Source organism: Streptomyces sp. NPDC048392 (genome assembly GCF_043200575.1).
Taxonomy (GTDB): domain Bacteria; phylum Actinomycetota; class Actinomycetes; order Streptomycetales; family Streptomycetaceae; genus Streptomyces.
Genome location: NZ_JBICYB010000010.1, coordinates 101305 through 125670 on the forward strand (window position 1 = coordinate 101305; position 24366 = coordinate 125670).

At 71.4% G+C, this 24366-nt stretch carries 26 protein-coding genes and 2 tRNA genes; 19 read left to right on the top strand and 9 right to left on the bottom strand.

The features are described from left to right. Positions 1 to 4 precede the first annotated feature (4 nt). The 4 genes from ACGFYH_RS16535 (at position 5) to ACGFYH_RS16550 (ending at position 4616) form a co-directional block, all read left to right on the top strand. A complete protein-coding gene (locus ACGFYH_RS16535; protein WP_393803820.1) occupies positions 5 to 901 on the top strand; it encodes a deoxyribose-phosphate aldolase in 897 nt (298 codons plus the stop codon). Positions 902 to 986: 85 nt separating this feature from the next. Continuing rightward, positions 987 to 1883, top strand: a complete 897-nt coding sequence (gene iolB, locus ACGFYH_RS16540) for a 5-deoxy-glucuronate isomerase (protein WP_393803821.1) — start codon at positions 987 to 989, stop codon at positions 1881 to 1883. Then, the gene (iolD, locus tag ACGFYH_RS16545; protein WP_393803822.1) at positions 1880 to 3754 is read left to right on the top strand and encodes a 3D-(3,5/4)-trihydroxycyclohexane-1,2-dione acylhydrolase (decyclizing); all 1875 of its coding nucleotides are present in this window, start codon (positions 1880 to 1882) and stop codon (positions 3752 to 3754) included. Before iolB ends, iolD begins: the two co-directional genes overlap by 4 nt. Before the next feature lie 76 nt (positions 3755 to 3830). Then, a complete protein-coding gene (locus tag ACGFYH_RS16550) occupies positions 3831 to 4616 on the top strand; it encodes a GntR family transcriptional regulator (RefSeq protein ID WP_393803823.1) in 786 nt (261 codons plus the stop codon). Here ACGFYH_RS16550 and ACGFYH_RS16555 read toward each other — a convergent pair. Genes ACGFYH_RS16555 through ACGFYH_RS16565 form a run of 3 tightly spaced genes read right to left on the bottom strand, consistent with a single transcriptional unit; the run spans position 4580 to position 6488 of the window. Beyond that, positions 4580 to 5209: an SDR family NAD(P)-dependent oxidoreductase gene (locus ACGFYH_RS16555; protein WP_393803824.1), complete on the bottom strand. Its 630-nt coding sequence runs from the start codon at positions 5207 to 5209 to the stop codon at positions 4580 to 4582. The two genes, ACGFYH_RS16550 and ACGFYH_RS16555, sit on opposite strands and share 37 nt — an antisense overlap. 8 nt (positions 5210 to 5217) lie before the next feature. Beyond that, a complete protein-coding gene (locus ACGFYH_RS16560) occupies positions 5218 to 5352 on the bottom strand; it encodes an SDR family NAD(P)-dependent oxidoreductase (RefSeq protein ID WP_393803825.1) in 135 nt (44 codons plus the stop codon). Positions 5353 to 5405: 53 nt separating this feature from the next. Further along, positions 5406 to 6488, bottom strand: coding sequence for an aldo/keto reductase (locus ACGFYH_RS16565; protein ID WP_393803826.1), 1083 nt, complete (start codon positions 6486 to 6488; stop codon positions 5406 to 5408). Positions 6489 to 6750: 262 nt separating this feature from the next. Between ACGFYH_RS16565 and ACGFYH_RS16570 the strand changes: the two genes are divergently transcribed. The 5 genes from ACGFYH_RS16570 to ACGFYH_RS16590 all read left to right on the top strand — a co-directional run bounded on the left by ACGFYH_RS16570 (position 6751) and on the right by ACGFYH_RS16590 (position 12261). Then, the gene (locus ACGFYH_RS16570; protein ID WP_393803906.1) at positions 6751 to 7563 is read left to right on the top strand and encodes an AraC family transcriptional regulator N-terminal domain-containing protein; all 813 of its coding nucleotides are present in this window, start codon (positions 6751 to 6753) and stop codon (positions 7561 to 7563) included. A 280-nt stretch (positions 7564 to 7843) separates the two neighbouring features. Continuing rightward, complete coding sequence (locus ACGFYH_RS16575) at positions 7844 to 8560, top strand: type 1 glutamine amidotransferase domain-containing protein (protein ID WP_393803827.1); 717 nt, start codon at positions 7844 to 7846, stop codon at positions 8558 to 8560. Between the two features lie 5 nt (positions 8561 to 8565). Next, positions 8566 to 9078 (top strand): (2Fe-2S)-binding protein, encoded by a 513-nt coding sequence (locus ACGFYH_RS16580; RefSeq protein WP_393803828.1) that lies wholly within the window; start codon positions 8566 to 8568, stop codon positions 9076 to 9078. Then, on the top strand, positions 9065 to 10054 hold the full coding sequence (locus ACGFYH_RS16585) for an FAD binding domain-containing protein (RefSeq protein WP_393803829.1): 990 nt from the start codon (positions 9065 to 9067) through the stop codon (positions 10052 to 10054). Before ACGFYH_RS16580 ends, ACGFYH_RS16585 begins: the two co-directional genes overlap by 14 nt. Beyond that, positions 10051 to 12261 (top strand): xanthine dehydrogenase family protein molybdopterin-binding subunit, encoded by a 2211-nt coding sequence (locus ACGFYH_RS16590; RefSeq protein ID WP_393803830.1) that lies wholly within the window; start codon positions 10051 to 10053, stop codon positions 12259 to 12261. The genes ACGFYH_RS16585 and ACGFYH_RS16590 overlap by 4 nt, the downstream gene beginning before the upstream one ends. Before the next feature lie 143 nt (positions 12262 to 12404). Here ACGFYH_RS16590 and ACGFYH_RS16595 read toward each other — a convergent pair. Continuing rightward, a tRNA-Pro gene (locus ACGFYH_RS16595) sits at positions 12405 to 12478 on the bottom strand. Between the two features lie 100 nt (positions 12479 to 12578). Here ACGFYH_RS16595 and ACGFYH_RS16600 point away from each other — a divergent pair. Further along, entirely contained in the window at positions 12579 to 13118 is a 540-nt protein-coding gene (locus ACGFYH_RS16600; protein ID WP_393803831.1) for a DUF309 domain-containing protein, read from the top strand. 70 nt (positions 13119 to 13188) lie between these two features. Then, complete coding sequence (gene cobF / locus ACGFYH_RS16605; protein ID WP_393803832.1) at positions 13189 to 13962, top strand: precorrin-6A synthase (deacetylating); 774 nt, start codon at positions 13189 to 13191, stop codon at positions 13960 to 13962. 467 nt (positions 13963 to 14429) lie between these two features. Here cobF and ACGFYH_RS16610 read toward each other — a convergent pair whose 3' ends face one another. From ACGFYH_RS16610 to ACGFYH_RS16620, 3 genes are all read right to left on the bottom strand, one after another. Beyond that, the gene (locus tag ACGFYH_RS16610) at positions 14430 to 15203 is read right to left on the bottom strand and encodes a sulfite exporter TauE/SafE family protein (protein WP_393803833.1); all 774 of its coding nucleotides are present in this window, start codon (positions 15201 to 15203) and stop codon (positions 14430 to 14432) included. Between the two features lie 99 nt (positions 15204 to 15302). Next, positions 15303 to 16814 (bottom strand): long-chain fatty acid--CoA ligase, encoded by a 1512-nt coding sequence (locus ACGFYH_RS16615; RefSeq protein ID WP_393803834.1) that lies wholly within the window; start codon positions 16812 to 16814, stop codon positions 15303 to 15305. Between the two features lie 258 nt (positions 16815 to 17072). Then, on the bottom strand, positions 17073 to 18260 hold the full coding sequence (locus ACGFYH_RS16620) for a thiolase family protein (protein WP_393803835.1): 1188 nt from the start codon (positions 18258 to 18260) through the stop codon (positions 17073 to 17075). Between the two features lie 160 nt (positions 18261 to 18420). On the opposite strand from ACGFYH_RS16620, the gene ACGFYH_RS16625 reads away from it, so the two are divergent. The 8 genes from ACGFYH_RS16625 (at position 18421) to ACGFYH_RS16660 (ending at position 22719) form a co-directional block, all read left to right on the top strand. Continuing rightward, complete coding sequence (locus ACGFYH_RS16625; RefSeq protein WP_393803836.1) at positions 18421 to 19230, top strand: alpha/beta hydrolase; 810 nt, start codon at positions 18421 to 18423, stop codon at positions 19228 to 19230. A gap of 45 nt (positions 19231 to 19275) precedes the next feature. Then, positions 19276 to 19596 carry a WhiB family transcriptional regulator gene (locus ACGFYH_RS16630; protein ID WP_393803837.1) on the top strand — a complete coding sequence of 107 codons (321 nt, stop codon included), beginning with the start codon at positions 19276 to 19278 and terminating at the stop codon, positions 19594 to 19596. After that, entirely contained in the window at positions 19542 to 19874 is a 333-nt protein-coding gene (locus ACGFYH_RS16635; RefSeq protein ID WP_393803838.1) for a DUF3140 domain-containing protein, read from the top strand. Before ACGFYH_RS16630 ends, ACGFYH_RS16635 begins: the two co-directional genes overlap by 55 nt. A gap of 2 nt (positions 19875 to 19876) precedes the next feature. Continuing rightward, on the top strand, positions 19877 to 20527 hold the full coding sequence (locus tag ACGFYH_RS16640) for an endonuclease (protein ID WP_393803839.1): 651 nt from the start codon (positions 19877 to 19879) through the stop codon (positions 20525 to 20527). Positions 20528 to 20849: 322 nt separating this feature from the next. Further along, positions 20850 to 21719 (top strand): hypothetical protein, encoded by an 870-nt coding sequence (locus ACGFYH_RS16645; RefSeq protein WP_393803840.1) that lies wholly within the window; start codon positions 20850 to 20852, stop codon positions 21717 to 21719. A gap of 132 nt (positions 21720 to 21851) precedes the next feature. After that, complete coding sequence (locus ACGFYH_RS16650; RefSeq protein ID WP_393803841.1) at positions 21852 to 21977, top strand: hypothetical protein; 126 nt, start codon at positions 21852 to 21854, stop codon at positions 21975 to 21977. A 1-nt stretch (position 21978) separates the two neighbouring features. Beyond that, positions 21979 to 22167: a hypothetical protein gene (locus ACGFYH_RS16655; RefSeq protein ID WP_393803842.1), complete on the top strand. Its 189-nt coding sequence runs from the start codon at positions 21979 to 21981 to the stop codon at positions 22165 to 22167. A gap of 24 nt (positions 22168 to 22191) precedes the next feature. Further along, the gene (locus ACGFYH_RS16660) at positions 22192 to 22719 is read left to right on the top strand and encodes an NUDIX hydrolase family protein (RefSeq protein WP_393803907.1); all 528 of its coding nucleotides are present in this window, start codon (positions 22192 to 22194) and stop codon (positions 22717 to 22719) included. Positions 22720 to 22812: 93 nt separating this feature from the next. Here ACGFYH_RS16660 and ACGFYH_RS16665 read toward each other — a convergent pair. Together ACGFYH_RS16665 and ACGFYH_RS16670 are read right to left on the bottom strand one after the other, a co-directional pair. Further along, positions 22813 to 22886 (bottom strand) — tRNA-Pro (locus ACGFYH_RS16665). A 104-nt stretch (positions 22887 to 22990) separates the two neighbouring features. Further along, the gene (locus ACGFYH_RS16670; protein WP_393803908.1) at positions 22991 to 24316 is read right to left on the bottom strand and encodes an MFS transporter; all 1326 of its coding nucleotides are present in this window, start codon (positions 24314 to 24316) and stop codon (positions 22991 to 22993) included. Between the last annotated feature and the right edge of the window lie 50 nt (positions 24317 to 24366).

The window sequence follows — 24366 nt, forward strand, 5'->3', positions numbered from 1 at the left end:
CGTCTTGTCCCTCAGCATCTCCAGCATCCCCGACCTCACCGCGGTCAGAGCCCGGCACCCGGAGGCGATCGCCGAGGCGGCGGCCCGCCGGGTACGCCGACCGCTGATCGGGGACTCCGGCCGCCTGATGGTCGTGGCCGCCGACCATCCGGCGCGCGGCGCGCTCGGCGTCGGCGACCGCGGGCTCGCCATGGCCAACCGGGCCGACCTGCTGGAACGCCTGTGCACCGCGCTGTCCCGGCCCGGCGTCGACGGAGTGCTCGCCACCGCCGACGTGCTGGAGGACCTGCTGCTGCTCGGGGCGCTGGAGAACAGGGTCGTCATGGGTTCGATGAACCGCGGCGGCCTCGCGGGCGCCGCCTTCGAGTTGGACGACCGCTTCACCGGCCACCGCGCCGAGGACATCGCCCGGCTGCGCTTCGACGCGGGCAAGCTGCTGCTGCGCCTCGACTACGACGACCCCGGCTCGCTGGCCACGATGGAGGCGAGCGCCCGTGCGGTCGACGCCATGGCCGCACGCGAACTGCCACTGTTCGTCGAACCGTTCATCTCGCGCCGGATCGAGGGCCGGGTGCGCAACGACCTGTCCGCCGACGCGGTCACCCGCTCCATCGCCATCGCCTCGGGCCTCGGGGGCACCTCCGCCTACACATGGCTGAAACTGCCCGTCACCCACGACCCGGACGACATGGCCGAGGTCCTGGAGACATCCACGCTGCCCGCCGTCCTGCTCGGCGGCGACATAGGCGGCTCCCCCGCGGACCAGACGGCGGCCTACGAACGCTGGCGCAAGGCGCTGAGGCTGCCCACCGTGCAGGGCATGGTCGTCGGCCGTTCGCTGCTCTACCCGGCCGAGGGCAGCGTGGAACAGGCGGTGGACACGGCCGTCGGACTGCTGTGACCGGGACTGTTGCGACTGCGACTGCGCTGACTGCGACTGCTGTGACTGCGACTGCTGTGACCGAGGAGAGGCGGAGGACCAGGAGATGAGGCATCACCTTCCGGCGGGCAAGGCGAAGGCGGACGGCCCGTACGCCGTGGACGTGACCCCCGAGAGCGCCGGCTGGGGGTTCTCCAGCCTGCGTGTGGTGCGACTGCCCCCGGGTGGCAGCCACACCTTCGACAGTGGCGGGAGCGAGTGGATCGTCCTGCCGCTGAGCGGTGGCTGCGCGGTCGCCACCGCCGACGACTTCGGCCAGTACACCTTCGAACTCACCGGCCGCGACAGCGTGTTCAGCGGGGTCACCGACTTCGCGTACGTCCCGCGCGACGCCCGGACGACGGTGACGTCCACGGGCGGCGGCCGGTTCGCGCTCACCGGCGCCCGCTGCACCCGCCGCCTGCCCGCCCGGTACGGCCCGGCGTCGTCGGTACCGGTGGAGCTGCGGGGCACCGGGAACTGCTCGCGGCAGGTCAACAACTTCGGTGCGGCCGGGGTCTTCGAGTGCGACAGGCTGATCGCGGTCGAGGTCATCACCCCCGGCGGCAACTGGTCGTCCTTCCCGCCACACAAGCACGACGAGCACCGTCCCGGTGAGGAGTCGGTGCTGGAGGAGATCTACTACTTCGAGTTCGCCGACCACGACGGCACCCCCGGCCTGGGCTATCAGCGAGTCTCCCCGTCCGGGCACGGCCAGGGCACGGACGTTCTGGCCGAAGTGCGTGACGGGGACGTCGTGCTGATCCCCGACGGCTGGCACGGACCGTCCATGGCCGTCCCCGGTCACCACATGTACTACCTCAACGTCATGGCCGGTCCCGGATCCGAACGCGCCTGGCTGATCTGCGACCATCCCGACCACGCCTGGATCCGGGACACCTGGCCGGACCGGCCGGTCGATGCCCGGCTCCCCCTCTACACCGCACCGGAGAGGTCCGCATGAGCGCCGTCGCCACCCGCCGACTGACCACCGCCCAGGCGCTGGTGCGCTTCCTGGCCGCGCAGTACACCGAACGTGACGGCGCACGCCGTCGCCTGATCGCCGGGACCTGGGGCATCTTCGGTCACGGCAACGTGGCCGGCCTCGGCCAGGCACTCGTCGAGTACGGCGACGTCATGCCGTACCACCAGGGCCGCAACGAACAGGCCATGGTGCACGCGGCCGTCGGCCACGCCCGCCAGCTGAACCGGCTGTCCGCGCAGGCGGTGACGACCTCCATCGGTCCTGGCGCCACCAACCTGGTCACCGGCGCGGCGCTCGCCACCGTCAACCGGCTGCCGGTCCTCCTGCTCCCCGGCGACTACTTCGCCTCGCACGCCGCCGACCCGCTGCTCCAGCAGCTGGAGCACCCCGTCGAGGCCGACGTGTCCGTCAACGACGCCCTGCGGCCAGTGTCCCGGTACTTCGACCGGGTCAGCCGCCCCGAGGCCCTCCTCGCCTCCGCGCTGCGGGCGATGCGGGTGCTGACCGATCCGGCCGAGACCGGCGCCGTCACCCTCGCGCTCCCCCAGGACGTGCAGGCGGAGGCATACGACTGGCCGGAGGAGTTCTTCGCCGACCGCGTGTGGCGCGTACGGCGCCCGGCGCCCGACCCGCAGGAACTGGCCGAGGCCGTGCGCGCGGTCCGGGCCGCCGAACGCCCGCTGATCGTCGCGGGCGGCGGCGTCCACCACAGCGAGGCCGAGCAGGCGCTCAAGGCGTTCGTGGACACCACCGGCATCCCGGTCGCCTCCACCCAGGCCGGCAAGGGCGCGCTGCGCCACGACCACCCGGCCGACCTCGGCGGCGTCGGCCACACCGGCACCGCGGTCAGCGACGACCTCGCCCGCACCGCGGACCTGGTGATCGGCGTGGGCACCCGCTACTCGGACTTCACCACGGCCTCCGGCACCCTCTTCCAGCGCCCCGGCGTCCGCTTCCTCAACCTGAACATCACCGCCTTCGACGCCCACAAGCTCGCCGCCCGCACACTGGTCTGCGACGCGCGGACCGGACTCACCGCGCTGACGGAGGCGCTGTCCGGCCACCGCGTGGACGCGGCGTACGAGACGGAGTACCGCACCGGGAAGGCCCGTTGGGACGAGACGGTCCGGCTGGCGTTCCGCGCCGACGACGACAGCGCGGTGCCGACCCAGACGCAGGTACTGGGCGCACTGGACGCGGTCGTCGGCGACGAGGACGTGGTGATCAACGCGGCCGGCTCGCTCCCGGGCGACCTGCACAAGCTGTGGCGGACCCGGTCGCCCCGCCAGTACCACCTGGAGTACGGCTACTCCTGCATGGGTTACGAGATCCCGGCCGCGCTCGGCGTCCAGCAGGCCGCCCCCGGCACGCCGGTGTGGGCCCTGGTCGGCGACGGCACGTATCTGATGAACCCGACGGAGATCGTCACCGCGGTGCAGGAGGACCTGCCGGTCAAGCTGGTGCTGGTGCAGAACCACGGGTACGCGTCGATCGGCGGCCTGTCCGAATCGGTGGGTGCCGAGCGCTTCGGCACCGACTACCGCCACCGCACCGCCGACGGCTCCTTCACCGGCGCCCCGCTCCCCGTCGACCTGGCCGCCAACGCGGCCAGTCTCGGCATGGACGTACTGCGCGCCAAGACGGTGCGGGAGCTGCGCGAGGCGCTGTCAACGGCCCGCGCGGCGACCCGCCCGACGTGCGTGTACGTCGAGACGGCGCCCGCGCGGAGCGCTTCCCCGGCGCAGGCGTGGTGGGACGTGCCGGTGGCCGAGGTGTCCGCCCGCGAGGCCGCCACGGACGCGCGGGCGGCGTACGAGCGCTCGGTCGCCGACCGTCGCCGCCACCTCTGACAGCCCACCCCCCTGTCCCCCGCTCCCCTGCCCCCTGTCCCCGACAGCCAGTCACCTACGCAAGGGAGGTACGTCCATGGCGAAGGCCGGCGACCCCGCACGTGCCGTGACCGACCCCGCGCTCGGCACCCTGGACTTCGCCCTGGACCGGAGCAGTCCGGTGCCGCTGTACTACCAGCTGGCCCAGCATCTGGAGGCGGCGATCGAGCACGGGGTCCTCGTCCCGGGGAACCTGCTGGGCAACGAGGTCGACCTCTCCGTCCGCCTCGGCCTGTCCCGGCCGACCGTCCGCCAGGCCATCCAGTCGCTGGTCGACAAGGGGCTCCTGGTCCGGCGGCGCGGGGTGGGCACCCAGGTGGTGCACAGCAAGGTCAGGCGCCCGCTGGAGCTGAGCAGCCTCTACGACGACCTGGAGGCGGCCGGCCAGGGCCCCGGCACCCGTGTGGTGCGCAACGAGGGCGTCCCGGCCACCGCCGGGGTGGCCGCGGCGCTCGGCGTGGCGGAGGGCACCGAGGTCACGGTCCTGGAACGGCTGCGGCTCACCCACGGCAGGCCGGTGGCGTTGCTGTGCAACTTCCTTCCGGCGGACCTGCTGGAACTCGACGACGCCCGGCTGGAGTCGACCGGCCTGTACCGGATGATGCGCGCGTCGGGCATCACCCTGCACAGTGCCCGCCAGACCGTCGGCGCCCGCATCGCCTGCCGCCAGGAGGCTGAGCGCCTCGACGAGAAGGAGGGAGCCGCGCTGCTGACCATGCAGCGCACCGCGTACGACGACACCGGGCGGCCGGTCGAGTACGGGACGCACGTCTACCGCGCGTCCCGCTACGCGTTCGACTTCCAGTTGCTGGTCAGGACTTGACCCGGCTCAGTGGGCCGCGTCCGGCCGGACCCGCTGATCCGCCGTCGGTTCCAGATCCAACCGCTGCCAGGTTCTCCTTGAGCCGGGCCACCGAGGAGGCGCCGGGCAGCGGCAGCGGGGCCGCAGGTGGCTGTGCTGGTCCTGCCTCGGCCGACGGCCCTCCGGATCGTGTGCAGCTCGTGCCGGGGGCCGGCGGGCGGGCGCGACGACCTCGGCGAGCACCCGGTCGCCGAGCTGGACGCCGAGGCCGGGGAAGGGCAGGTGGATGTCGGCGTCCCAGACACACCCACCAGCCCCGCGCCGGACGACATGTTCACCACCGAACCGAAGCCCTGCGCCACCATCTGCCTCAGCTCGTACTTCATCGACAGGAACACGCCGCGGATGCTGACGGCGATCATTCGATCCAGCATCTCTGTCGAGTAATCAGTGGTGAGCTGGAACTCACCGTCGTAGCCGGCGTTGTTCACAGCGAAGTCCGAACGGCCCGAGTCCCCGATGGCCGCTCGGACCATGGCTTCCACCATGGACTCATCGGATACATCAGCCACGATGTAACGGGCGGAACCACCGGCGGCCTCGACCAGCCGCACCGTCTCCTTCAGGGTCTCTCCTCCGTACGACCCGAGACGGTGACCAGTGCTCCCTCGGCGGCCAGCGCCGGAGTCGTCGCCCTCCCGATACCGGACCCACCTCCGGTGACCAAGGCCGTCCTACCCGCGAACTGCTGTGACATGGTTGTCCTTCCAGCTCCATGTTCGGCGTGGTGATGCACGTATGCGGTGGTGGTCAGTAACGAGTACTGCTGGTCCGCAGGAGCGGGGACACCGCCGAGGTGCGGCCGTCCACGGTGGCTCCGCCGAACTGAAGCATCGGAGCCAACGTCCTGTTGTTCTCGGCCGGGAAGTTCAGCGCGGGGGTCGAGACGTCATTCAGCGCACCCCGCTGCGCCTCGGTGAGACTCACGTCCAGGGCACTCAGATTGGCTTCGAGCTGGTCCAGGCGCCGCGCGCCGACCAGGGTCGAGGTAACTCCAGGGCGGCCCCTCACCCAGGCCAGAGCCACTGCGGCGGGACTCGCGCCCACCTGACTGGCGACGTCGTTGAGCGCGTCGATCACAACGTAGTCGGCCTCCCGGGGGGCACCGACCAACTGCGTACGCATGGTGTCGACCGCTCCAGTGGTGGAGCTGGAATACTTGCCGGACAGGAACCCGCTTTTCAGCGGCCCCCAGGGCATCACACCCATGCCCATGGCCTGAGCCATGGGGATCAGCTCCCCCTCCGACGTGCGTTCGAGCAACGAGTACTCCAACTGGAGCGCGATGATCGGAGCCCACCCACGGAAACGCGCGATGGTGGCTGCCTCGGCCGTCGCCCACGCCGGCACGTCGGAGAACCCGACGTAACGGACCTTGCCGTCGCCGACCATGTCATCCAACGCGCGGAGAGTCTCCTCAACCGGCGTGGACGGATCGAAATTGTGCAGCCAGTAGATGTCGACGTAGTCGGTTCGCAGGCGTCGCAGGGAGTTTTCGAGTTGTCGCACGATCGCCTTCCGGCCGGGTCCTCCTCCATTGGGGTCGCCCTCATAAAGATTGCCGAAGAATTTCGTGCCCAGTACGACCCGGTCCCTCAACGCCGACCGGCCGGCGAGGTAGTCTCCGACGATCTTCTCGGAGTGACCGTTGGTGTAGATGTTCGCGGTATCGATCGAGTTGCCGCCCCGGTCCAGATAGGCGGCCAGTATGTTCGTGGACTCCTCCGGGCTGCTGCCCCATCCGTGATCTTCCCCGAACGTCATCGTGCCCAGGGTGAAGGGACTGATACGCAGCCCCGAGCGGCCAAGCGTGACGTAGGAATCGAGCGACATGATGGAACTCCCTAGCTGAAGGAAGTGAGGGGAGGAACCTGCTGCCATCTCCCCTGCACTCCGTCAATTGGACCGCGCCTCGCCGCAACCTCATAGACCGATGCGCGCGGACCGTTGCACGATCCGCTCAACCTTGGCCTCATGGTGTTGGCTCTCGCGCACGCTCGTATGGTCTTCTGGAGCGGTGAATCACCTGGAGGAAATCCGCCGCCGGATCAGGCGACTGGCCGCGGGCAGCACCCGCCCGCTGTGGGTCGAGCAGATGGCAGTGTTCTCGACCGAACGTGTGACCGAACCGCTGGGCACAGTCAATACGCCTATGATCGCACTGACAGCCCAGGGAGCGAAACGTTCAGTTCTCAACGACCGCATCTTCGACTACCACTCGGGCCAGTATCTCGTTGCGACCGTCGACCTGCCCCTGACCTCCCAGATCACCCGCGCCACGCCCGCCGAGCCGTTTCTCGGGTTCGGGGTGCCGCTGGAACCCGCGACCGTCGCGCAGCTGCTGCTGGAGGCCACCCCTGCCACTGCCGGCTCTCACGTCGGTCCGGGCATCGCGACCAGCGACGCCGACGAAAGGCTGCTGGACGCTCTCGTCAGGCTGCTGCGCCTCCTTGACGATCCACGCGACATCCCGGTTCTGGCACCCGCCGTCCGACGCGAGATCCACTGGCGGCTGCTCAACGGGCCGCAGGCGGCGCTGGTCAGACAGATCGGCCTGGCCGACAGCCGCATGGTTCTCGTCGCTCGGGCGATCTCATGGATCAAGGCCCACTACGACCGGGTGATTCGCATCGAAGACCTCGCCGACGAAGTCAGCATGAGCGTTTCCTCGCTCAACCGGCATTTCCGCGCGGTGACCGCGATGAGTCCGCTGCAGTACCAGAAACAGATCCGACTCCAGAAAGCGCGTATCCAGCTGATCGCAGCGCCGCACGATGTGGCTGCGATCGGGTACGCGGTCGGGTACGAGAGCCCCTCGCAGTTCAGCCGTGAATACCGGCGCATGTTCGGGGCTCCACCCGGTCAGGACGCGGCACGCCTCCAGACTGCGGCGATCGTGCAGGAATAGACGCCCCTGTCAAACAACACAATATGACTCAGCAATCGACAGCAAGGGACGGCCACGACCGTCGGATGCACGCCCGAATCTTCCGCGGCGTCACCAACGAAGTCGGTTGCGCGCTCCTCCGCCCGGGGGGCTTATCACATATTTACAGCGCTCGCCGAATCGCCGCCCGCATGGTGTGATGGGAATCGCGGGGGTACAACGCCGCATCTTCCGAGGGCGCCGCCGTTTCCTTACCCTCGCACGAGCCCGATCGGGTTCGACGATCTTAGAGGGTGTAGTCATGACCAGTGTTCTAATGGTTTTGTCGGGAGTCGATCATTGGACGGGTGCCGACGGAACGAGGGAGCCCAGCGGGTTCTGGCCTGAGGAATTCGCCGTCCCGCACCGCCTGATGACCGAGGCAGGCTTCGATGTGCACGTCGCCTCCACCGCGGGGGGCAGGCCGACACCGGACCAGGAAGGCCTGAGCACGGAGGCGGTCGGCCCCCAAGCCACCGAGTTCGCCAAGTACCTGGACGATCACTCCGCGGAATTGGCCAACCCCACTTCGCTGTCCGACGTGCGCACGGCTGACGACTTCGACGCGGTGTTCATCGTCGGTGGCCATGGTCCGATGGAGGATCTGGCACATGACCCCGACGTCGGCCGTGTCCTGAGTGAGTTCGACGCGACGGGAAAGATCATCGCGCCGCTGTGCCACGGCCCCGGGAGTCTGCTGAGCGCGAATCTGCCTGGCGGAGGCTGGTTGTTCGAAGGGAAGAGACTTACGGGTTTCACGAACGAGGAGGAGCGCCTCCACGGCTCGGCCGACCGCGCACCGTGGTTGCTGGAGGACGTACTGAGGTCCCGCGGGGCCAAGATCCAGTCGATCGAGGCATGGGGCGTGAATGTCGTTGTCGACGACAACCTGATCTCGGGGCAGAACCCCAACTCCAGCCATGCTCTGGCGGAGAAGTTGATCGATACGCTGAATGGCAGGAACGAGAAAATCGAGTGATCGGCATGCGGCAGGAAGAGCCAACGGCATCCGAACTCCCGAGCGTGGACGTCACCCTGCGCGTCAACGGCAGTTCGTTCCACGCGCGCATCGACCCGCGCGTGACGCTTCTCGACGCCCTGCGTGACCACCTGGGGCTCACCGGTGCGAAGAAGGGGTGTGACCAGGGTGCCTGCGGCGCCTGTACGGTCCTGGCCGACGGAAAGCGCATCGTGTCCTGTCTCGCGTTGGCCGCTCAGTACGAAGATCGCGAGATCACCACGGTGGAGGGCCTGGCGGACAACGGCGTACCGCATCCCATGCAGGCGGCGTTCACGCGGCATGACGCGTTTCAGTGCGGCTACTGCACCCCCGGACAGATCATGTCCGCCGTGTCTTTGCTCGCCGAGGGCCGGGCAGGTTCGGAAGACGACGTCCGCGAGTTCATGAGCGGGAACATCTGCCGCTGCGGAGCTTATCCGAACATTCGTGCCGCAATCCGCGAAGTCGCTTCGGAGGGTGACGATGCGTCCCTTTGAGTACGTCCGGGCCGCCGACCCCGAGCAAGCCGTGGCGGCCGTCACCGCACAACCCCGAACGTCTTTTCTCGCCGGAGGTACGACTCAGCTGGACCTGATGAAGGACGGAGTCCTGGAGCCCGAGCGGCTGGTCGACATCACTCGGCTGCCTCTGAAGGGGATCATGCACTCAGAGTCGTCCGTGCACATCGGTGCACTCACGACCATGGAGGAGCTCGCAGCCGACACCGAGCTGCGCGCGAGGCTCCCGTTCGTGCCGCAGGCACTCCTACTCGGAGCCTCAACGCAGTTGCGGAACATGGCCACCATCGGAGGCAACCTCCTGCAGCGCGCCCGGTGCCGGTACTTCAGGGATCCCACGGTAGCCGCCTGCAACAAGCGGAACCCCGGATCAGGCTGCGCCGCCATCGCCGGCATCCAGCGCATGCACGCGATCCTGGGAACAAGTGACGACTGCATCGCCCTGCATGCCTCGGATCTCGCGGTTCCCCTCGTGGCACTGGACGCCATCGTGCACGTACAGGGTCAGGAGGGCCACCGGTCGATCTCACTGCCGCAGTTCTATCTGCCGCCCGGCACGACACCGCACATCGAGAACGTGCTGAAACACGGCGAGCTGATCACCGAGGTGGAGATCCCGCTGCTGCCGGAAGGAACCAGGTCGCACTATCTGAAGGTACGTGACCGTGTGTCCTACGAGTTCGCCTTGACCTCGGCCGGGATTGCCTTGCAGTTGGAGGGTGACACTGTCCGCGAGGCCCGTGTCGGGCTGGGCGGGGTCGGCACGGTCCCGTGGCGGGCCCGGGGAGCCGAAGAAGTGCTGCGGGGAGCCGCAGTGGGCGATGGAATCTTCCGGGCCAGTGCGGAAGCAGCCCTGGAAGGGGCCCGTGTGCTACCGGGCACCGCGTTCAAGGTGGAGCTGGCCAAGCGCACGCTGGTGCGTGCCCTGGAGACCGTTGCAGGAGCCCCGTCGTGACCACCCTCGAAACGCCGCCTACCGTCATCGGTGAGGGCATGGACCGTGTGGACGCCCCGTTGAAGGTCACGGGAGCAGCCCACTACCCCAACGACTACACCTATCCCGGCATGGTGCATGCGGCCCTGGTGGGGAGCACGATCGCCGCAGGGCGCATCCGCCGGATCGACGCCTCCGCGGCCCAGTACGCTCCGGGTGTCCTCACGGTGATCACCCCACTGACCGCGCCACGACTGGAGCGCGGGCCCATGACACTGCTCGGACCGTCGCCGCCGGCACCGATGCGGGACGACCGGGTCCTGCACTACGGGCAGCACATCGCGATCGTCGTGGCCGACAGTCCGGAGCAGGCACGGCACGCCGCGTCGCTGGTACGCGTGGAATACGAGCCGACCGACGCGCTGCTGGACGTGGAGGACGAACGCGCCGACACGGTGATCGACCCGTGGGGGCTGGACACCGAGCGCGGAAGTGTGTCGACCGGCTTCGCCCGGGCGGACGTGGTGGTCGACGAGCGCTACACCACGCCCGACAACACCAACAACCCACTCGGTCTGATGAGCACGGTCGCAGTCTGGCACGGCGACTCGGTGACGGTGCACGACTCCACGCAGTGGCCCAGCAACGTGCGTGCTTCACTCGCCCAGATCTTCCGAATACCGGAGAGCGGCGTCCGGGTGCTCGCTCCCTTTGTCGGCGGCGGCTTCGGCGCCGGGCTGCGAGTGTGGTCCCACACCATCCTGACCGCGCTGGCTGCCCGCGAAGTCGGGCGCCCGGTGAAGCTGGTACTGACGCGACCTCAGATGTTCACCTCGGTCGGGCACCGGCCGGACAACGTCCAGCGCGTCAGGATCGGCGTCACCAGTGCCGGCGACATCGTCGCCATCGAGCATCACACCATCTCCTCGGTCGCCATGGAAGACGACGACTACGAGCCGCTCGCCTTCAGCTCGGCCGTCTCCTACTCCTGTCCCAACGTGCTGACGAGCGACCGGCAGGCCCGCCTGAACATCCCCTGCCCGGGCTCCATGCGCGCCCCCGCCGAAGGCCAGGGCAACTTCGCCTTGGAGTCCGCAATCGACGAGGCGGCCCACTCCCTCGGCATGGACCCCGTCGAATTCCGTCTTCGCAACTACGCCGAGGTGCATCCGGTCCTCGGGCTTCCGTGGTCGAGCAAGGCCCTCCGCGACTGTTACCGCCTGGGCGCGGAGCGGTTCGGCTGGTCTCGGCGCACACCGGAGATCGGTTCCATGCGCGACGGCCGGTGGCTGGTCGGGTGCGGCATGGCCGGAGTGTCCTATCCGTACTACCAGGCGCCTTGCCAGGCCCGAGCATCACTGCGGCACGACGGCTCGGCCTACGTGCGCAGCGCCGCCACCGACATCGGTACCGGCACCTACACGGTCATGACGCAGCTCGCCGCCGAACTCCTCGGGCTGGAAATCCGCAAGGTCCGCTTCGACCTGGGCGACTCCGACATGCCCTATTCCCCCCAGGCCGGCGGCTCTGGTCTCACCGGGGCACTGGCCAACGCGGTGCACACTGCGTGCGGCAACCTCGTCCGGGAATTCCTCGGCCTCGTGCGTGACGACGAGGTTTCGCCGCTTTGCGGGGCTCCCCCGGGGGACGTCGCGGTGAACGAAGGACGCCTGCACCGCATCAGCGCTCCGGAGCAGGGCGAGGCCTACACCGACATCCTCGCCCGCCACGGCCTGGAAGAACTGAGCGCCGATGGCCGCAGCACCCCGCCCGACGCGCACAATATCGGCATGGCCACCGCGGGAGCCTTCGGCGCCAAGTTCGCCGAAATCCGTATCGATCCCGAGCTCGGTCTGCTACGGGTGGCGCGCGTGACCTCCGCCATCGACGGTGGACGCATCCTCAACCAGAAGACCGCCACCAGCCAGGTCGTCGGCGGCACCGTCGGCGGCATCAGCCAGGCCATGTTCGAGGAGACCGCGACCGATCAGGGCACCGGTCATATCGCCAACGCCACGTTCGGTGACTACCTGATGCCCGTCAACGCCGACGTCCCCGACATGGATGTGGTCTTCTGCGGCACACCCGACCGAGCCACGAACGTCGGCACCAAGGGCGTTGGAGAAGTCGGCCTGGTCGGGGTGGCGGCCGCCATCGGCAACGCGATTCACCACGCCACCGGCCGCCGCCTGCGTTCCCTCCCCTTCACCATCGACCGACTTCTGTGACGGCACGGCCCGTCACCAGGGCGAGGACCCGAGACGACGAGGACAGCCGGTCAAGGACGCCGGTCTCCGACTGGTCCCCAAGAATGATCAAGGGCCGGTTTCGGATGCCCCCGAAACCGGCCCTGACCTGCGACTGTCTCCAGTCGGGACGACAGGATTTGAACCTGCGACCCCTTGACCCCCAGTCAAGTGCGCTACCAAGCTGCGCCACGTCCCGGTGTGCTCACGCGCGGTGAACCGCGCGATCACGCGGACAGCACTTTACCCCACACACCGGGTCACGCCTAAGCGGGCGGGGGCGAGGGACAATCGGCCCCATGGACAGCCCTGCCGACAACCCCATGGACAGCACGGCCACCGACCGCCCGGTGGACAAACGGGACCGCGACTACGAGGGGCGGGCGCGCAACGCCCGGCCGCGGGACGGACTCGGACGCCCGCTGCCGTACGGCTCGCACGGCGTGCCCCGCCAGCCGGAGGGTCTCGTGCGGGCCCCCGAGGACACGGTCGCCGAAGCGCAGCGGCTGCTGGACGAGGGGAAGCCGTTCCACGCGCACGAGGTCTTCGAGGACGCCTGGAAGGCGGGTCCCGAGGAGGAGCGGCAGCTGTGGCGGGGCCTGGCCCAGCTGGCCGTGGGGCTCACCCACTCGGCTCGCGGCAACGTCACCGGCGGGGCCAGGCTGCTGCGGCGCGGGGCGGAGGCCGTGACGGAGTGGGCGGCGTCGGCGGCCGGGCGGGAGCGGCCGTACGGCATGGATCTCGGCTCGGTCGCCGGGTGGGCCGGGGAGCTGGCGGGCGACGTGGAGGGCGGCGTGCCGGTGGACGCGGGGGCGCGGGCGCCCCGGCTGCTGGGCTGAGGGCGGGCCGGCCGGAGAACCGGGGGAGCCCGGTCCGGGGGTTGTCGGTGGCGTGCGGCAGACTCGTGGCGTGCGGACAATTCATGTGATCGGTATCGGTGCAGGCGACCCCGACCAGCTGACGCTCCAGGCGGTCCGGGCACTGCGGAGCACGGACGTGTTCTTCGTCCTGGACAAGGGCGAGGCGAAGGCCGACCTGGTGCGGCTGCGCCGGGACATGCTGGAGACGCACATACCGCCGGGGACCTACCGGATCGTCGAGGCGCGCGACCCCGAGCGGGACCGGAGCGCGGGCGGCACGGCGTACTCCCCCGCCGTCGGGGACTGGCGCAGTGCCCGCGCCGGCATCTACGAGCGGCTGATCGCCGAGGAGCTGGGCGAGGAGGAGAGCGGCGCGTTCCTGGTGTGGGGCGACCCCGCGCTGTACGACAGCACGCTGGGCATCCTGGAGGGGATCCTGGAGCGCGGGGCGGTGTCGTTCGAGTACGACGTCGTGCCCGGCATCAGCAGCGTCTCCTCGCTGGTCGCCCGGCACCGGACCGGACTGAACCGGGTGGCGCGGCCGGTGCAGATCACCACCGGTCGGCGGCTCGCCGAGGGGCTGCCCGAGGGTGTGGACGACGTCGTGGTGATGCTCGACGCCCATCAGGCCTTCCGGCGGTACGCGGACCAGGACATCGACATCTACTGGGGTGCGTACCTGGGCACCCCGGACGAGATCCTCGTCCGGGGCCCGATAGCCGAGGCGGCGCCCCGCATCGAGCGGGTGCGCGCCGAGGCGCGGGAGCGCAAGGGCTGGATCATGGACACATATCTGCTGCGGCGCAACCCGGGGGACGGCTGAGACGGCCGGGGCCCGCCGACGGCGGGCGGATCCTGGAGGCCTCCGTCGGAAAGGTCGCCGGCGCCGGAGCTGGACACCGCGCGCCGGATCATCGCGGACAGCGGCACCCGGCCGGATGTCGCCGGTGCCTGGGCCGTGACGCGGGTCGAGCTGTTCACGCGGCTGGTCGGGCACGTCGGCCTCGCCCCGGTCGCGGCCCGCCGCCGGGTGCCGCCGGAGGTGCTGCTGCCGGTCTTCGCCCGGATGGTCGGGGAGGGGTTCCCGACCCGCCACGGGTCCCTGCTCTCCCGGCCCGAGGCGGGCGCCCGCGACGCGTTGGTCATCGGCCGGGCGTGGGAGACCTGGCTGGCGAGCGGGGCGGAGCAGGACACCGGCCGTCCCGCGGACGCGGGTGCGCGCGCCGCCGTCGGCTCCGTCGCCCAGCGTCTGCTCGCGGCGGGCCTCGGCAACGGTGTCCCGCGGCCACGTCAGGCCGGCAGGAGCTGCAGACCGCCCACGATCGTCGCCGCGATCACCAAGCGCTCGAACAGGCGCTGGTTGATCCGGCTCACTGCCCACGTGCCGAGGAACGCGCCGGGCACCACGAACACGACGAGCGCCGCGTCGAGCAGCAGCGAGTGGCCGTCGATCAGGCCGAGGCCCGCGCTGAAGGGCAGCTTGGAGACGTTGACGATCAGGAAGAAGAAGGCCGACGTGCCAAGGAAGCCGAGTTTGCGGAAGCCCGCGGAGAGCAGGTACATCGACATCACCGGGCCGCCCGCGTTGGCGACCATCGTGGTGAACCCGCCGAGGACCCCGTACGAGCGGGCTTTCACGCGGCCGGTGCGCGAGCCGGTCTCCTCCGGCTGCTCGGCGGTGTCGGCCTGCCGCCTTCGCCACACCGTCACCCCGGCCATGAACAGCAGGATCGCGCCGATCGACGTGCGGACCACCGCGTCGTCGGCCCACACCAGGAACAGGGTGCCGGCGACCACGCCCACCGCCACCGCCGGGAACAGCCGCCACAGGGTGGGCCAGTGGGCGTGGCGCCGGTAGGCGAGGACGGCCAGGATGTCACCGGCGATCAGGATGGGCAGCAGGACGCCGGTGGAGGCACGGGCGGGCAGGACCGCCGCGAAGACCGCGAGACTGACCGTGTTGGCCCCGCTCACCGCGGTCTTGGAGAAGCCGACGAGCAGGGCCGCGAAGGCGAGGGCGGCGAACTGCCAGCCGGTGAGGTGCCAGAGCGTCATGGTGTCCATTGCGAACACTGATGCTAGGTGCACTCGACCGGTGCCCGTAAGCACCGTCTCGCCAGTTGGCCCTTAGCGGCCGGCCGCCGCCGCTACCGCTGCCGCCGCTCAGCGCTCGGCGTACCGCACCCGCAGTTCCCGCTTCAGCACCTTCATGCTCGGCCCCAGCGGAAGGTCGTCCGCGAACTCCACCCGGCGCGGGTACTTGTGCCGGCCGAGGTGCTGCTTGGACCACTCGGTGACCTCGGTGGCGTCCGGCGTCGCGTCCGGGACGCGCACGACCACGGCGCAGACCTCCTCGCCGTGCAGTTCGTCAGGGAGTCCGATGACGGCGACCTGTGCGATGCCGGGGTGGCGCATCAGGACCTCCTCGACCTCCCGCGGATAGACGTTGTAGCCGCCCCTGATGATGATGTCCTTCTTCCGGTCGACGATCCTGAGGAACCCCTCGTCGTCCTTGGTGCCCAGGTCCCCGGTGCGGAACCAGCCGTCGACCAGTGCCTCCGCGGTGGCCTCGGGCCGGCCGAGGTAGCCGGAGAAGACGTTGTGGCCGCGCACGACGACCTCGCCCAGCTCGCCGGGCGGCAGCAGTTCCACGGCGCCCTCGACCTCCGCGCGGGCGATCTCCACGTCCACGCCCCACAGCGGATGGCCGATGGTGCCGGGCCGCGCGCCGAAGGCCGGCTGGTTGACCGCCGCCGCGGGTGAGGTCTCGGACAGCCCGTACCCCTCGTAGATCTGCGCGCCGAACGCCTCCTCGAACCGCTCGAGGACGGCCACCGGCAGCGAGGCGCCGCCGGAGATGCACACCCGCAGTTCCGGCAGGGCCTCGGCACCGGCCGCCGCGGCGGCGAGCGCGACGAACATGGTCGGCACCCCGTGGAAGGTGTTGATCTTCTCCCGCACCATCAGCTCGATCGCCCGCGCCGCGTCGAAACGTGGCAGCAGGACGAGGGTCGCCCCCGCCCGCCAGGTGGAGTTCAGCGAGACGGTCTGACCGAAGGCGTGGAAGAGGGGCAGCGCGCCGAGCGCGATGTCGTCGGGCCGGATGTCGTTGGCGTCGAAGGCGTTGACGGTGGCGTTCATCACCAGGTTGAAGTGGCTGAGCACCGCACCCTTGGGTACGCCGGTGGTGCCGCTGGTGTAGAAGACGACGGCCGGGTCGTCGGCGTCGCGGGTGACGTACGTGGGCAGCGGCTCGGCGTGCGCCGCCAGTTCGCCGAACTCGTCACCGAGCGTGATCATCCGTATCCCGGTCTCCCGTGCGGCGGACGCACCCGTCTCCGCCTGGGCCGGGTGGCACAGCAGCAGGGTGGCGTCGCTGTCGCGCAGGACGTGTTCGACCTCGGCGGCCGACAGCAGCAGGTGAATGGGCACGACGACGGCGCCCGCCGCGGCGATCGCGTAGTACGCCTGCGGGAAGTCGGCGGTGTTCGGCGCCATCAGCGCGACCCGGTCCCCCGGCCGGACGCCCAGCCCGGCCAGAGCACCGGCCTGGGCGCGGGACCGCCGCCACATTTCGGCGAAGGTCAGCCGCAGGTCGCCCTCGACCAGCGCCTCCTTGTCGGGACGGCGCCGCGCGTTCTCGGCGAGTACGGCGGCGACGGAGAGGGTTGCCATGGGGGTGTTGCTCCGTTTCCTTGCTGCGGCTCTGCGGAGGGGGTGGGCGGGGTGCGTACGGCTACTACTACAGCCCTGTAGTACTAGGTCCTGTCGTCGAACTCGCGTCGTCGCCCGCAGGGCGGCCCCGCGGCGTCGGGTGCGTACTCTCGGCGTGCCGGGTCCCGGGCCTCGTACTGGAGGTACTCGGGTCAGGGACTGGTACGGCGAGAGTGCGTGCATGACGCCGCCGGGCAGACGGGAGTTCGACGACAGGGCCTAGTGCCGTTCGACCAGCACCGCGCTGCCCTGCCCCACACCGACGCACATCGTGGCCAGCCCGCGGGCGGCTCCGGTGCGGCGCATGCGGTGGAGGAGGGTGGTGAGGATGCGGGCGCCGGAGCAGCCGAGCGGGTGGCCCAGCGCGATGGCACCGCCGGTGGGGTTGACCAGGCCGGGGTCGATACCGAGCTGGTCGACGCAGGCGAGGGCCTGGGCGGCGAAGGCCTCGTTGAACTCGGCCTCCGCGATGTCGCCGATGCTCCAGCCGGCCCGGGCGAGGACCTTGCGGGTGGCGGGGACCGGGCCGATGCCCATGACGTCCGGGTGGACACCGGCCGAGCCGCCGGCGACGTAGCGGCCCAGCGACTCGAGACCCAGGTCGTTCAGCGCCTCCTCGCTGACCAGCAGGAGGCCTGCGGCGCCGTCGTTCATCGGGGAGGCGTTGCCCGCGGTGACCGTGCCGCCGGGGCGGAAGACCGGCTTGAGCCGGCCCAGCTTCTGCGGGGACGTGTCCTCGCGGACGCACTCGTCGGTGTCGACGACCACGCCGTCGGGGCGCTCGACGGGGAGGAGTTCGTCGTCGAAGTGGCCGTTCTTGCGGGCCTCGGCGGCCAGGCGGTGGCTGCGCAGGGCGAACTCGTCCTGTCGCTCGCGGGGGATGCCGTACCGTTCGGCGACCTCCTCCGCCGTCTCCCCCATGGCGAGCAGGCCGTGCAGGTCCTTCATCGCCGGGTTGACCAGGCGCCAGCCGAGCCGGGTGTCGGCGGTCTCGATGCGGTGCGGCAGTGCCTCGTCGGGGCGGGGCAGGACGAAGGGGGCGCGGCTCATGGACTCGGAACCGCCCGCGAGCACGATGTCCGCCTCGCCCGCGGCGATGGTGCGGGCCGCGGTGGTGACGGCTTCGAGGCCGGACGCGCACAGCCGGTTCACCGTGGCGCCGGGCACGGTCTCGGGCAGGCCCGCGAGCAGGGCGGCCATGCGGGCGACGTTGCGGTTGTCCTCGCCGGCCTGGTTGGCGGCGCCCCAGTACACGTCGTCGACGCGGGCGGGGTCGAGCGCGGGCACGCCGGCGACCAGGCCCCTGATCACGGCGGCGGCGAGGTCGTCGGGCCGCACGGTGGACAGTGCGCCGCGCAGCTTGCCGATCGGGGTGCGGCGGGCGGCCGCGAAGTGGACGGGACGCACGAGGGGACTCCTGACCGTCGTCGCTCGGTCGCCGGGCGGCGCCATGCACCGCGCCGGCCCCGCGAACCTTAATTAGCACTGCTAGTTTTGGACTATAGACCGCCGGGCGGCGTCCTGGGAAGATCCTCCGGACGACGTCACCGACGCAGCCGGAGGAGACATGGCCGAGGCCCGCGAGCACACCCTGACCGGAGCGCGCGGACGGATCACCGTCCGCGAGTGGCCCGCCGGGCGTCCCCGCTGCGTGGCGCTGCTGGTCCACGGATACGGCGAGCACGCCGGCCGCTACGAAGAGGTCGCCGGCGTCCTCACCGGTCACGGCGCGGCCGTCTACGCACCCGATCATGCCGGGCACGGGCGGTCGGAGGGCGAGCGGGTCGTGATCGAGGACTTCGAGGACGTGGTCACCGACGTGCACGCCGTGGCCGAGCTCGCCCGGGCCGCCCACCCCGGCCTGCCGGTCGTCATGATCGGACACTCCATGGGCGGCCTCATCGCCTCCCGCTACGCCCAGCGCCACCCCGGCGGGCTGACGGCACTCGTGCTGTCCGGTCCCGTCATCGGCGACTGGGAGCTGCCGCGTCGGCTGCTCGCCCTGGAGGACATCCCCGACACCCCGATCAGCCCGGCGTCGCTTTCGCGCGACCCGGCGGTGGGAGCGGCGTACGTGGCCGACCCGCTGGTGTGGCACGGCCCGATGAAGCGGCCGACCCTGGAGGCGTTCGCGCGGACGCTGGAGACCGTGGCGAAGGGCGGCGACGTCGGCCGGTTGCCCCTGCTGTGGGTGCACGGGGGCGACGACCGGCTGGTGCCGCTGCCCGGCAGCCGGGCCGGCGTCGAGTCACTGAGCGGCGGCGACCTGACCGAGCGGATCTACCCGGGCGCCCGGCACGAGGTGTTCAACGAGACGAACCGTGCGGAGGTGTTCGAGGACGTCACACGCTTCCTGGACGCAGTGCTCGCCCCCTGACCCGGCCCGCGTTTGCCCCCGCACCCCCTGGGCACCCGCGCCCCCATGGAGTGGTTGCGTCGTGCCGCCTGCGTGGATGAGGACCCCGATCTGTTCTTCCCGGTGAGCACCACCGGGCCGGCCCGGCGGGACACCGCGGCCGCCAAGCGTGTCTGCGCCCGGTGCCCGGTGATCACCCCGTGTCTGGCCTTCGCCCTGGAGTCGGGGCAGGGGTCCGGCGTGTGGGGAGGCACCGACGAGGCGGAGCGCGTCGCCCTGCTCCGGCTGGACACCCAGCACGCACGTACGCACGACGACATCAGGGACACCTCATGGCCGACGCCCTCGAACTCGACGCACTGTGGGAGGACTTCCACCGCGTCGTGAACATGACCTCCGCGGAACTCGCCGACTGGCTCCGGGTGCGCGACTCCGGCGAGCTGACCGAGCCGCTGCCGGACGACGCCGGCCCGCCCCTCGGACAGCAGGTCCTCGCGATCCTGCAGAAGCGGCGCACGGACCTGACGGACGACGACCTGCGGGCGATGCGCGAGGTCGTGGACACCGTGACCTCGCAGACCGACCTGGAGGACGAGCCCCGGTCCGACGACACCGGGCTCAGGCACCGGCTCATGACGGTCGGTCACGACCCGCTGAAGCCGTAGCGGTGAGCCGCGACCCACGCGATATCGTGCGCGAACTCGTCGACGCGCACGGGCAGACGTACGCCGAGGAGGCGGGCATCCGGCTGAAGGACACCCCTCAGCCGCTGTACCGGCTGCTGGTCCTCGCGCATCTGCTGAGCGCCCGCATCCGCGGCTCGGTCGCCGTGGCCACCGCCCGTGCCCTGAGCGACGCGGGGCTGCGCGACCCGCGCCGGATGGCCGACGCCGCCTGGCAGCGGCGGGTGGACGTGCTCGGCCGGGGCGGTTACCGGCGCTACGACGAGCGCACCGCCACCCAGCTCGGCGAGGCCGCCAAACTGCTGACCGAGCGGTGGGGCGGTGATCTGCGCCGGCTCCGTGAGGAGGCCGACGGCGAGGTCTCCGAAGCGCGGCGGCTGCTCCAGGAGTTCCCCGGAGTGGGTCCGGCCGGCGCGGACATCTTCCTGCGCGAGGCCCAGCTCGTCTGGCCGGAGGCGGCCCCCTACCTGGATCGCAAGGCCCTCCAGGGCGCGGAACGCCTCGGTCTGCCCGGGGAACCGGACCGGCTGCTCGCCCTGGCCGGGACGACGGAGCCGGCCGTTCTCGCGGCCGCGCTGGTGCGCGCGGCGGTGGACAAGCAAGTCGGCCAGGACGCCCTCGAACGCGCGCGCTGAACCGGCCGCGGACCGAACGGGCCGCAGACCGGACGGGAAGCGGACCGGACGGGAAGCGGGCCGAACGGGCCGCGGACCGGACGGGAAGCGGGCCGAACGCGAGGCGGGCCGAACGGGCCGCAGACCGGACGGGAAGCGGGCCGAACGCGAGGCGGGCCGAACGGGCCGCAGACCGAACGCGAGGCGAGGCGCATCGGCCGCGGACCTGACCGGGTCGCCCACGTCCCGCGGCCGGTCACCCGAACAGGCTCGTGCGCTGGTGGGTCCACGGGTGCGGTGATGCGCTGAGGGCATCGTTCCCCGTCCCAGGAGGCATCCCGCGATGAGCCGTCGTCCGTCCCGCCCCGTCCGTCTCCTGGCCTCCGCCCTGGCGGCGGGCGCACTGCTGACCACAGCGGCCTGCTCGGACGGCGGCGGGTCGGGGGGCGCCGCCGACACCGCCGCCGAGCAGGCCGGGATCGCCGAGCGGAACGCGGCGAAGCAGACTCCGAGCGGCTCGCCCACGGGCACTGCGACCGGCTCGCCCAGCGCCTCCCCCGCCGCCCTCACCGAGTCGGGCGCCAAGGCCGCCCTGCTCACCGAGGCCGACCTGGAGGGCGGCTGGAACCAGGTCCCGGACGCCGACAAGTGGCGCGACCGGCTGCTCGTCGGCGAGGTCGACGTGTCCGACTTCCTCACCGCGCAGGCGGATGCCGCGGACTGCCAGGAACTGCTCGACGGGCTCTACCGCGACAACCTGCTGGGCGAGCCGTCGGGACCGTCGGCGCTCACCGGCTTCGAGCAGGGCGACTCCCGCCTGCTGGAGCAGGTGGCCGGCTACGACCGCGCCGGCCTCGACGACCGGCTGAAGTGGATGAACTCCCTGCCGCAGAAGTGCGACGAGTTCACCGCGACCGGCTCCGGGGGCGAGAAGCGCACGGTCCAGGTGACCGAGGCGTCGGTGCCCGACGTCGGCGACGCCCGCGAGGGCCTGCACGTGACCGTGCGGGGCAGCGCCGATGCCACCCCGGTCACGCTCACCCTGGACATCGCCGCCGTACGCGTCGGCACCACCGCCCTCACCGTCACGGGCGGCGGTCTGGACGGCGGCGAGACCGACTCCGTGCAGCGCGGCGTGCGGCAGGGCACCGAGCGCCTGAAGACGGTTCTGGACGGCGGGACCCCGTCGCCGCTGCCCGGCGACGTGGACTGATCCTGGCCCGCCCCCGCACCACGCCCCGCCCGTCCTGCCCCGCCCGTTCCGCACCGCCACGCGTCCCTAGCCGTCCTGTCTCCGCCGTCGCCGCCGCGCACGGAGTCGGTCGCGGCCTTCCGCGCGGACGACGTGCTCAGGACCGCGCATGGGGCCGGTGCCGCCGACGCGGTGGCCGCCGTACGGCCCGGGGAGGACGAGGCGGCCGACGGACTGGACGGCGAACGGGCGGCGGCGTCCTGCCGCTGGAAGTACTGACGTGGCGGCCGGGCCCGTCCACGAGCGGCCGGACGCCGACGAACTGTCCCCGCCGGACGCCCCGCGCATCGCGCGCCGGGCGGGGCGGGACAACGCCCGCCGGGCCGCCGGCCGGCCGGCGGCCCGACGGCTGAGCGGCGTGGAACGGGTCACAGTCCCGGAGCGGCGCCCCGGAAGCAGGAACGGCTGAAAGTATGATCAAGCGATGTCTGACATGACCGAAACCACGCCGGGCTGGCTGACGAGCGACGAGCTGGAGATGGCACGCGCCCGCCTGCCGATCCTGTACGTCGAGGCCGTGCCCGTTCGTGTGGACGACAGCGGCGAAGTCACCAGCGTCGGCCTGCTCCTGCGCATCGGACCCGACGGGACGGTCAGCCGGACGCTGGTCTCCGGCCGGGTGCTGCACCACGAGCGGGTCCGGGACGCCCTGCTGCGGCACCTGGAGAAGGACCTCGGCCCGGTGGCGCTGCCCCGGGTGCCGTCCTCGCTCCAGCCGTTCACGGTGGCCGAGTACTTCCCCACGCACGGCGTCACGCCGTACCACGACCCCCGGCAGCACGCTGTCTCCCTCGCCTACGTCGTGCCGGTGACCGGTGACTGCCGGCCCCGGCAGGACGCGCTGGACCTCGTCTGGTTCTCCCCGCGGGAGGCCCTGTCCGAGGCGGTGCGGAGCGAGATGCCGGGCGGGCACGGAGTGCTGCTGAAGCAGGCACTGGCGCATGTGGGCTGCGTGGTCTGAGGGCTCGGCGGCCGACGGCCGCCCTCTTCCTCGCATGTCCCCGCATACGAAAGGGCCTTCGCGGACTCTCGTCCGCGAAGGCCCTTCGCCGTGTCGGGACGACAGGATTTGAACCTGCGACCCCTTGACCCCCAGTCAAGTGCGCTACCAAGCTGCGCCACGTCCCGTTGCCCGCCTGACCTGGGGTTTCCCCCGGCCGAACGCGCAAGAAAACCATACCGCACTCGGGCCCGTGGTCGCGCATCGCTTTCCGGAGCGCGGTCCGAGGGCGTCAGCACCTCCGCGCACGGGACGGCTCGGTCGCGGCCGCCGTCCGGGCCGGTCCGGCCGCGGTCGCGTCGGTCCGCACCAGTCCGCGCACCGCCGGTATCAGGAGCAGGGCCGCGCACACGGCGAGGCTCGTCGCACCGGCCACGAGCAGCACCTGGCCGGCGCCGAGGGCCGAGGCGGCAGGACCGGCCAGGGCCTGGCCGACGGGCATCATCGCGAGGGAGCCCGCGACGTCGTAGGCGTGGATGCGGTTGAGTACGTCCGGCGGGACCTGGGTCTGCACGCTGGTCGCCCACATCACGCCCCAGAAGGACATGCCCGCCCCGGCGACGGCGGCCCCGGCCGCCATGGCGGGCACGCCGAGCCCGGCACCGACGCTCGCGGGGAAGGCGGCGAAGCCGACGAGGGCGATCGCGCCGGCCCGGAGCATACGGCGGGGACGCAGCCGCAGCGCGAGCAGCCCCCCGACGACGGTGCCGGCGCCCAGGGCGGAGTTGACCAGGCCGTAGGTGCGTGGGCCGTGTTCCCGCACCACCTCGGTGGCCACCAGCGGGACGGTCGGACCCCACACGGCGATCATGTAGACGCACCACACGGCGATGACGGCCCACAGCCACCGGCGCGAGCGGAACTCCCGCCAGCCCTCGACCAGGTCGGCGCGGAAGGCCTTGGCCCCCCGGCCGGCCGCGGATCGGCTCCCCGGCGTGAGCGGGGGCAGGCGGAGCAGCAGCAGGCACAGGGCGCTGACCGCGTACGTGGTGGCGTGAGCGGCGAAGACCCCACCGGTTGAGGCGAAGCCGACCAGGAGGCCCGCCACGGCGGGGCCGGCGAGCTGGGCGGCGGACTCGGCGACGCGTATCGCGCCGTTCGCGCCCTGGACGTCGGAGGCGAGCCGGGGCACGGTGCTGGCGACGCCGGGCTGGAAGACGGCGCCCGCGACGCCGTTGACGAAGCCGATCGCGCAGATCTGCCAGAGCACGACGTGACCGGAGAAGAAGAGCGCGGCGGCCACGGCCTGGGTGCCGAGCCGTACCAGGTCGGCGCCGACCATCAGTTTGCGGGTGCTGAAGCGGTCGGCGAGGACTCCGCCGAAGACGACCAGCCCGGCGAAGGCGGCGGCCGTCGAGGCCATGGCGAGGCCGACCGCGCCCGCCCCGTACCCGTGCTGGAGCAGGCCCGCGGCGAGCGCGACGGGCAGCATGGTGTCGCCCAGCCTGGCCACGGCCCGGGCGGCGAAGAACAGCGCGAAGTCATGTGACCAGACGGTTCGCGCGACTGCCGGCCGCTCCCCGGTGAGCGCCCCCTCGCCGGTGGGCTGCGACGGCATTCCGGCCATCCCGCTCTCCCCTCCCGGCCGGTCCCGCCGGCGATCCGCCC

What these genes read in the sequence shown, in the direction of transcription:
- ACGFYH_RS16575 (WP_393803827.1), top strand. Translation starts at nt 7,844, where the DNA reads ATGACCAGTGTTCTAATGGTTTTGTCGGGAGTCGATCATTGGACGGGT.
- ACGFYH_RS16670 (WP_393803908.1), bottom strand. Translation starts at nt 24,316, where the DNA reads ATGCCGTCGCAGCCCACCGGCGAGGGGGCGCTCACCGGGGAGCGGCCG.
- ACGFYH_RS16565 (WP_393803826.1), bottom strand. Translation starts at nt 6,488, where the DNA reads ATGTCGCTCGATTCCTACGTCACGCTTGGCCGCTCGGGGCTGCGTATC.
- ACGFYH_RS16615 (WP_393803834.1), bottom strand. Translation starts at nt 16,814, where the DNA reads ATGGCAACCCTCTCCGTCGCCGCCGTACTCGCCGAGAACGCGCGGCGC.
- ACGFYH_RS16570 (WP_393803906.1), top strand. Translation starts at nt 6,751, where the DNA reads ATGGCAGTGTTCTCGACCGAACGTGTGACCGAACCGCTGGGCACAGTC.
- ACGFYH_RS16625 (WP_393803836.1), top strand. Translation starts at nt 18,421, where the DNA reads ATGGCCGAGGCCCGCGAGCACACCCTGACCGGAGCGCGCGGACGGATC.
- ACGFYH_RS16550 (WP_393803823.1), top strand. Translation starts at nt 3,831, where the DNA reads ATGGCGAAGGCCGGCGACCCCGCACGTGCCGTGACCGACCCCGCGCTC.
- ACGFYH_RS16580 (WP_393803828.1), top strand. Translation starts at nt 8,566, where the DNA reads ATGCGGCAGGAAGAGCCAACGGCATCCGAACTCCCGAGCGTGGACGTC.
- iolD (WP_393803822.1), top strand. Translation starts at nt 1,880, where the DNA reads ATGAGCGCCGTCGCCACCCGCCGACTGACCACCGCCCAGGCGCTGGTG.
- ACGFYH_RS16585 (WP_393803829.1), top strand. Translation starts at nt 9,065, where the DNA reads ATGCGTCCCTTTGAGTACGTCCGGGCCGCCGACCCCGAGCAAGCCGTG.
- ACGFYH_RS16600 (WP_393803831.1), top strand. Translation starts at nt 12,579, where the DNA reads ATGGACAGCCCTGCCGACAACCCCATGGACAGCACGGCCACCGACCGC.
- ACGFYH_RS16635 (WP_393803838.1), top strand. Translation starts at nt 19,542, where the DNA reads ATGGCCGACGCCCTCGAACTCGACGCACTGTGGGAGGACTTCCACCGC.
- ACGFYH_RS16560 (WP_393803825.1), bottom strand. Translation starts at nt 5,352, where the DNA reads ATGTCACAGCAGTTCGCGGGTAGGACGGCCTTGGTCACCGGAGGTGGG.
- ACGFYH_RS16660 (WP_393803907.1), top strand. Translation starts at nt 22,192, where the DNA reads ATGACCGAAACCACGCCGGGCTGGCTGACGAGCGACGAGCTGGAGATG.
- ACGFYH_RS16610 (WP_393803833.1), bottom strand. Translation starts at nt 15,203, where the DNA reads ATGGACACCATGACGCTCTGGCACCTCACCGGCTGGCAGTTCGCCGCC.
- ACGFYH_RS16630 (WP_393803837.1), top strand. Translation starts at nt 19,276, where the DNA reads ATGGAGTGGTTGCGTCGTGCCGCCTGCGTGGATGAGGACCCCGATCTG.
- iolB (WP_393803821.1), top strand. Translation starts at nt 987, where the DNA reads ATGAGGCATCACCTTCCGGCGGGCAAGGCGAAGGCGGACGGCCCGTAC.
- ACGFYH_RS16645 (WP_393803840.1), top strand. Translation starts at nt 20,850, where the DNA reads ATGAGCCGTCGTCCGTCCCGCCCCGTCCGTCTCCTGGCCTCCGCCCTG.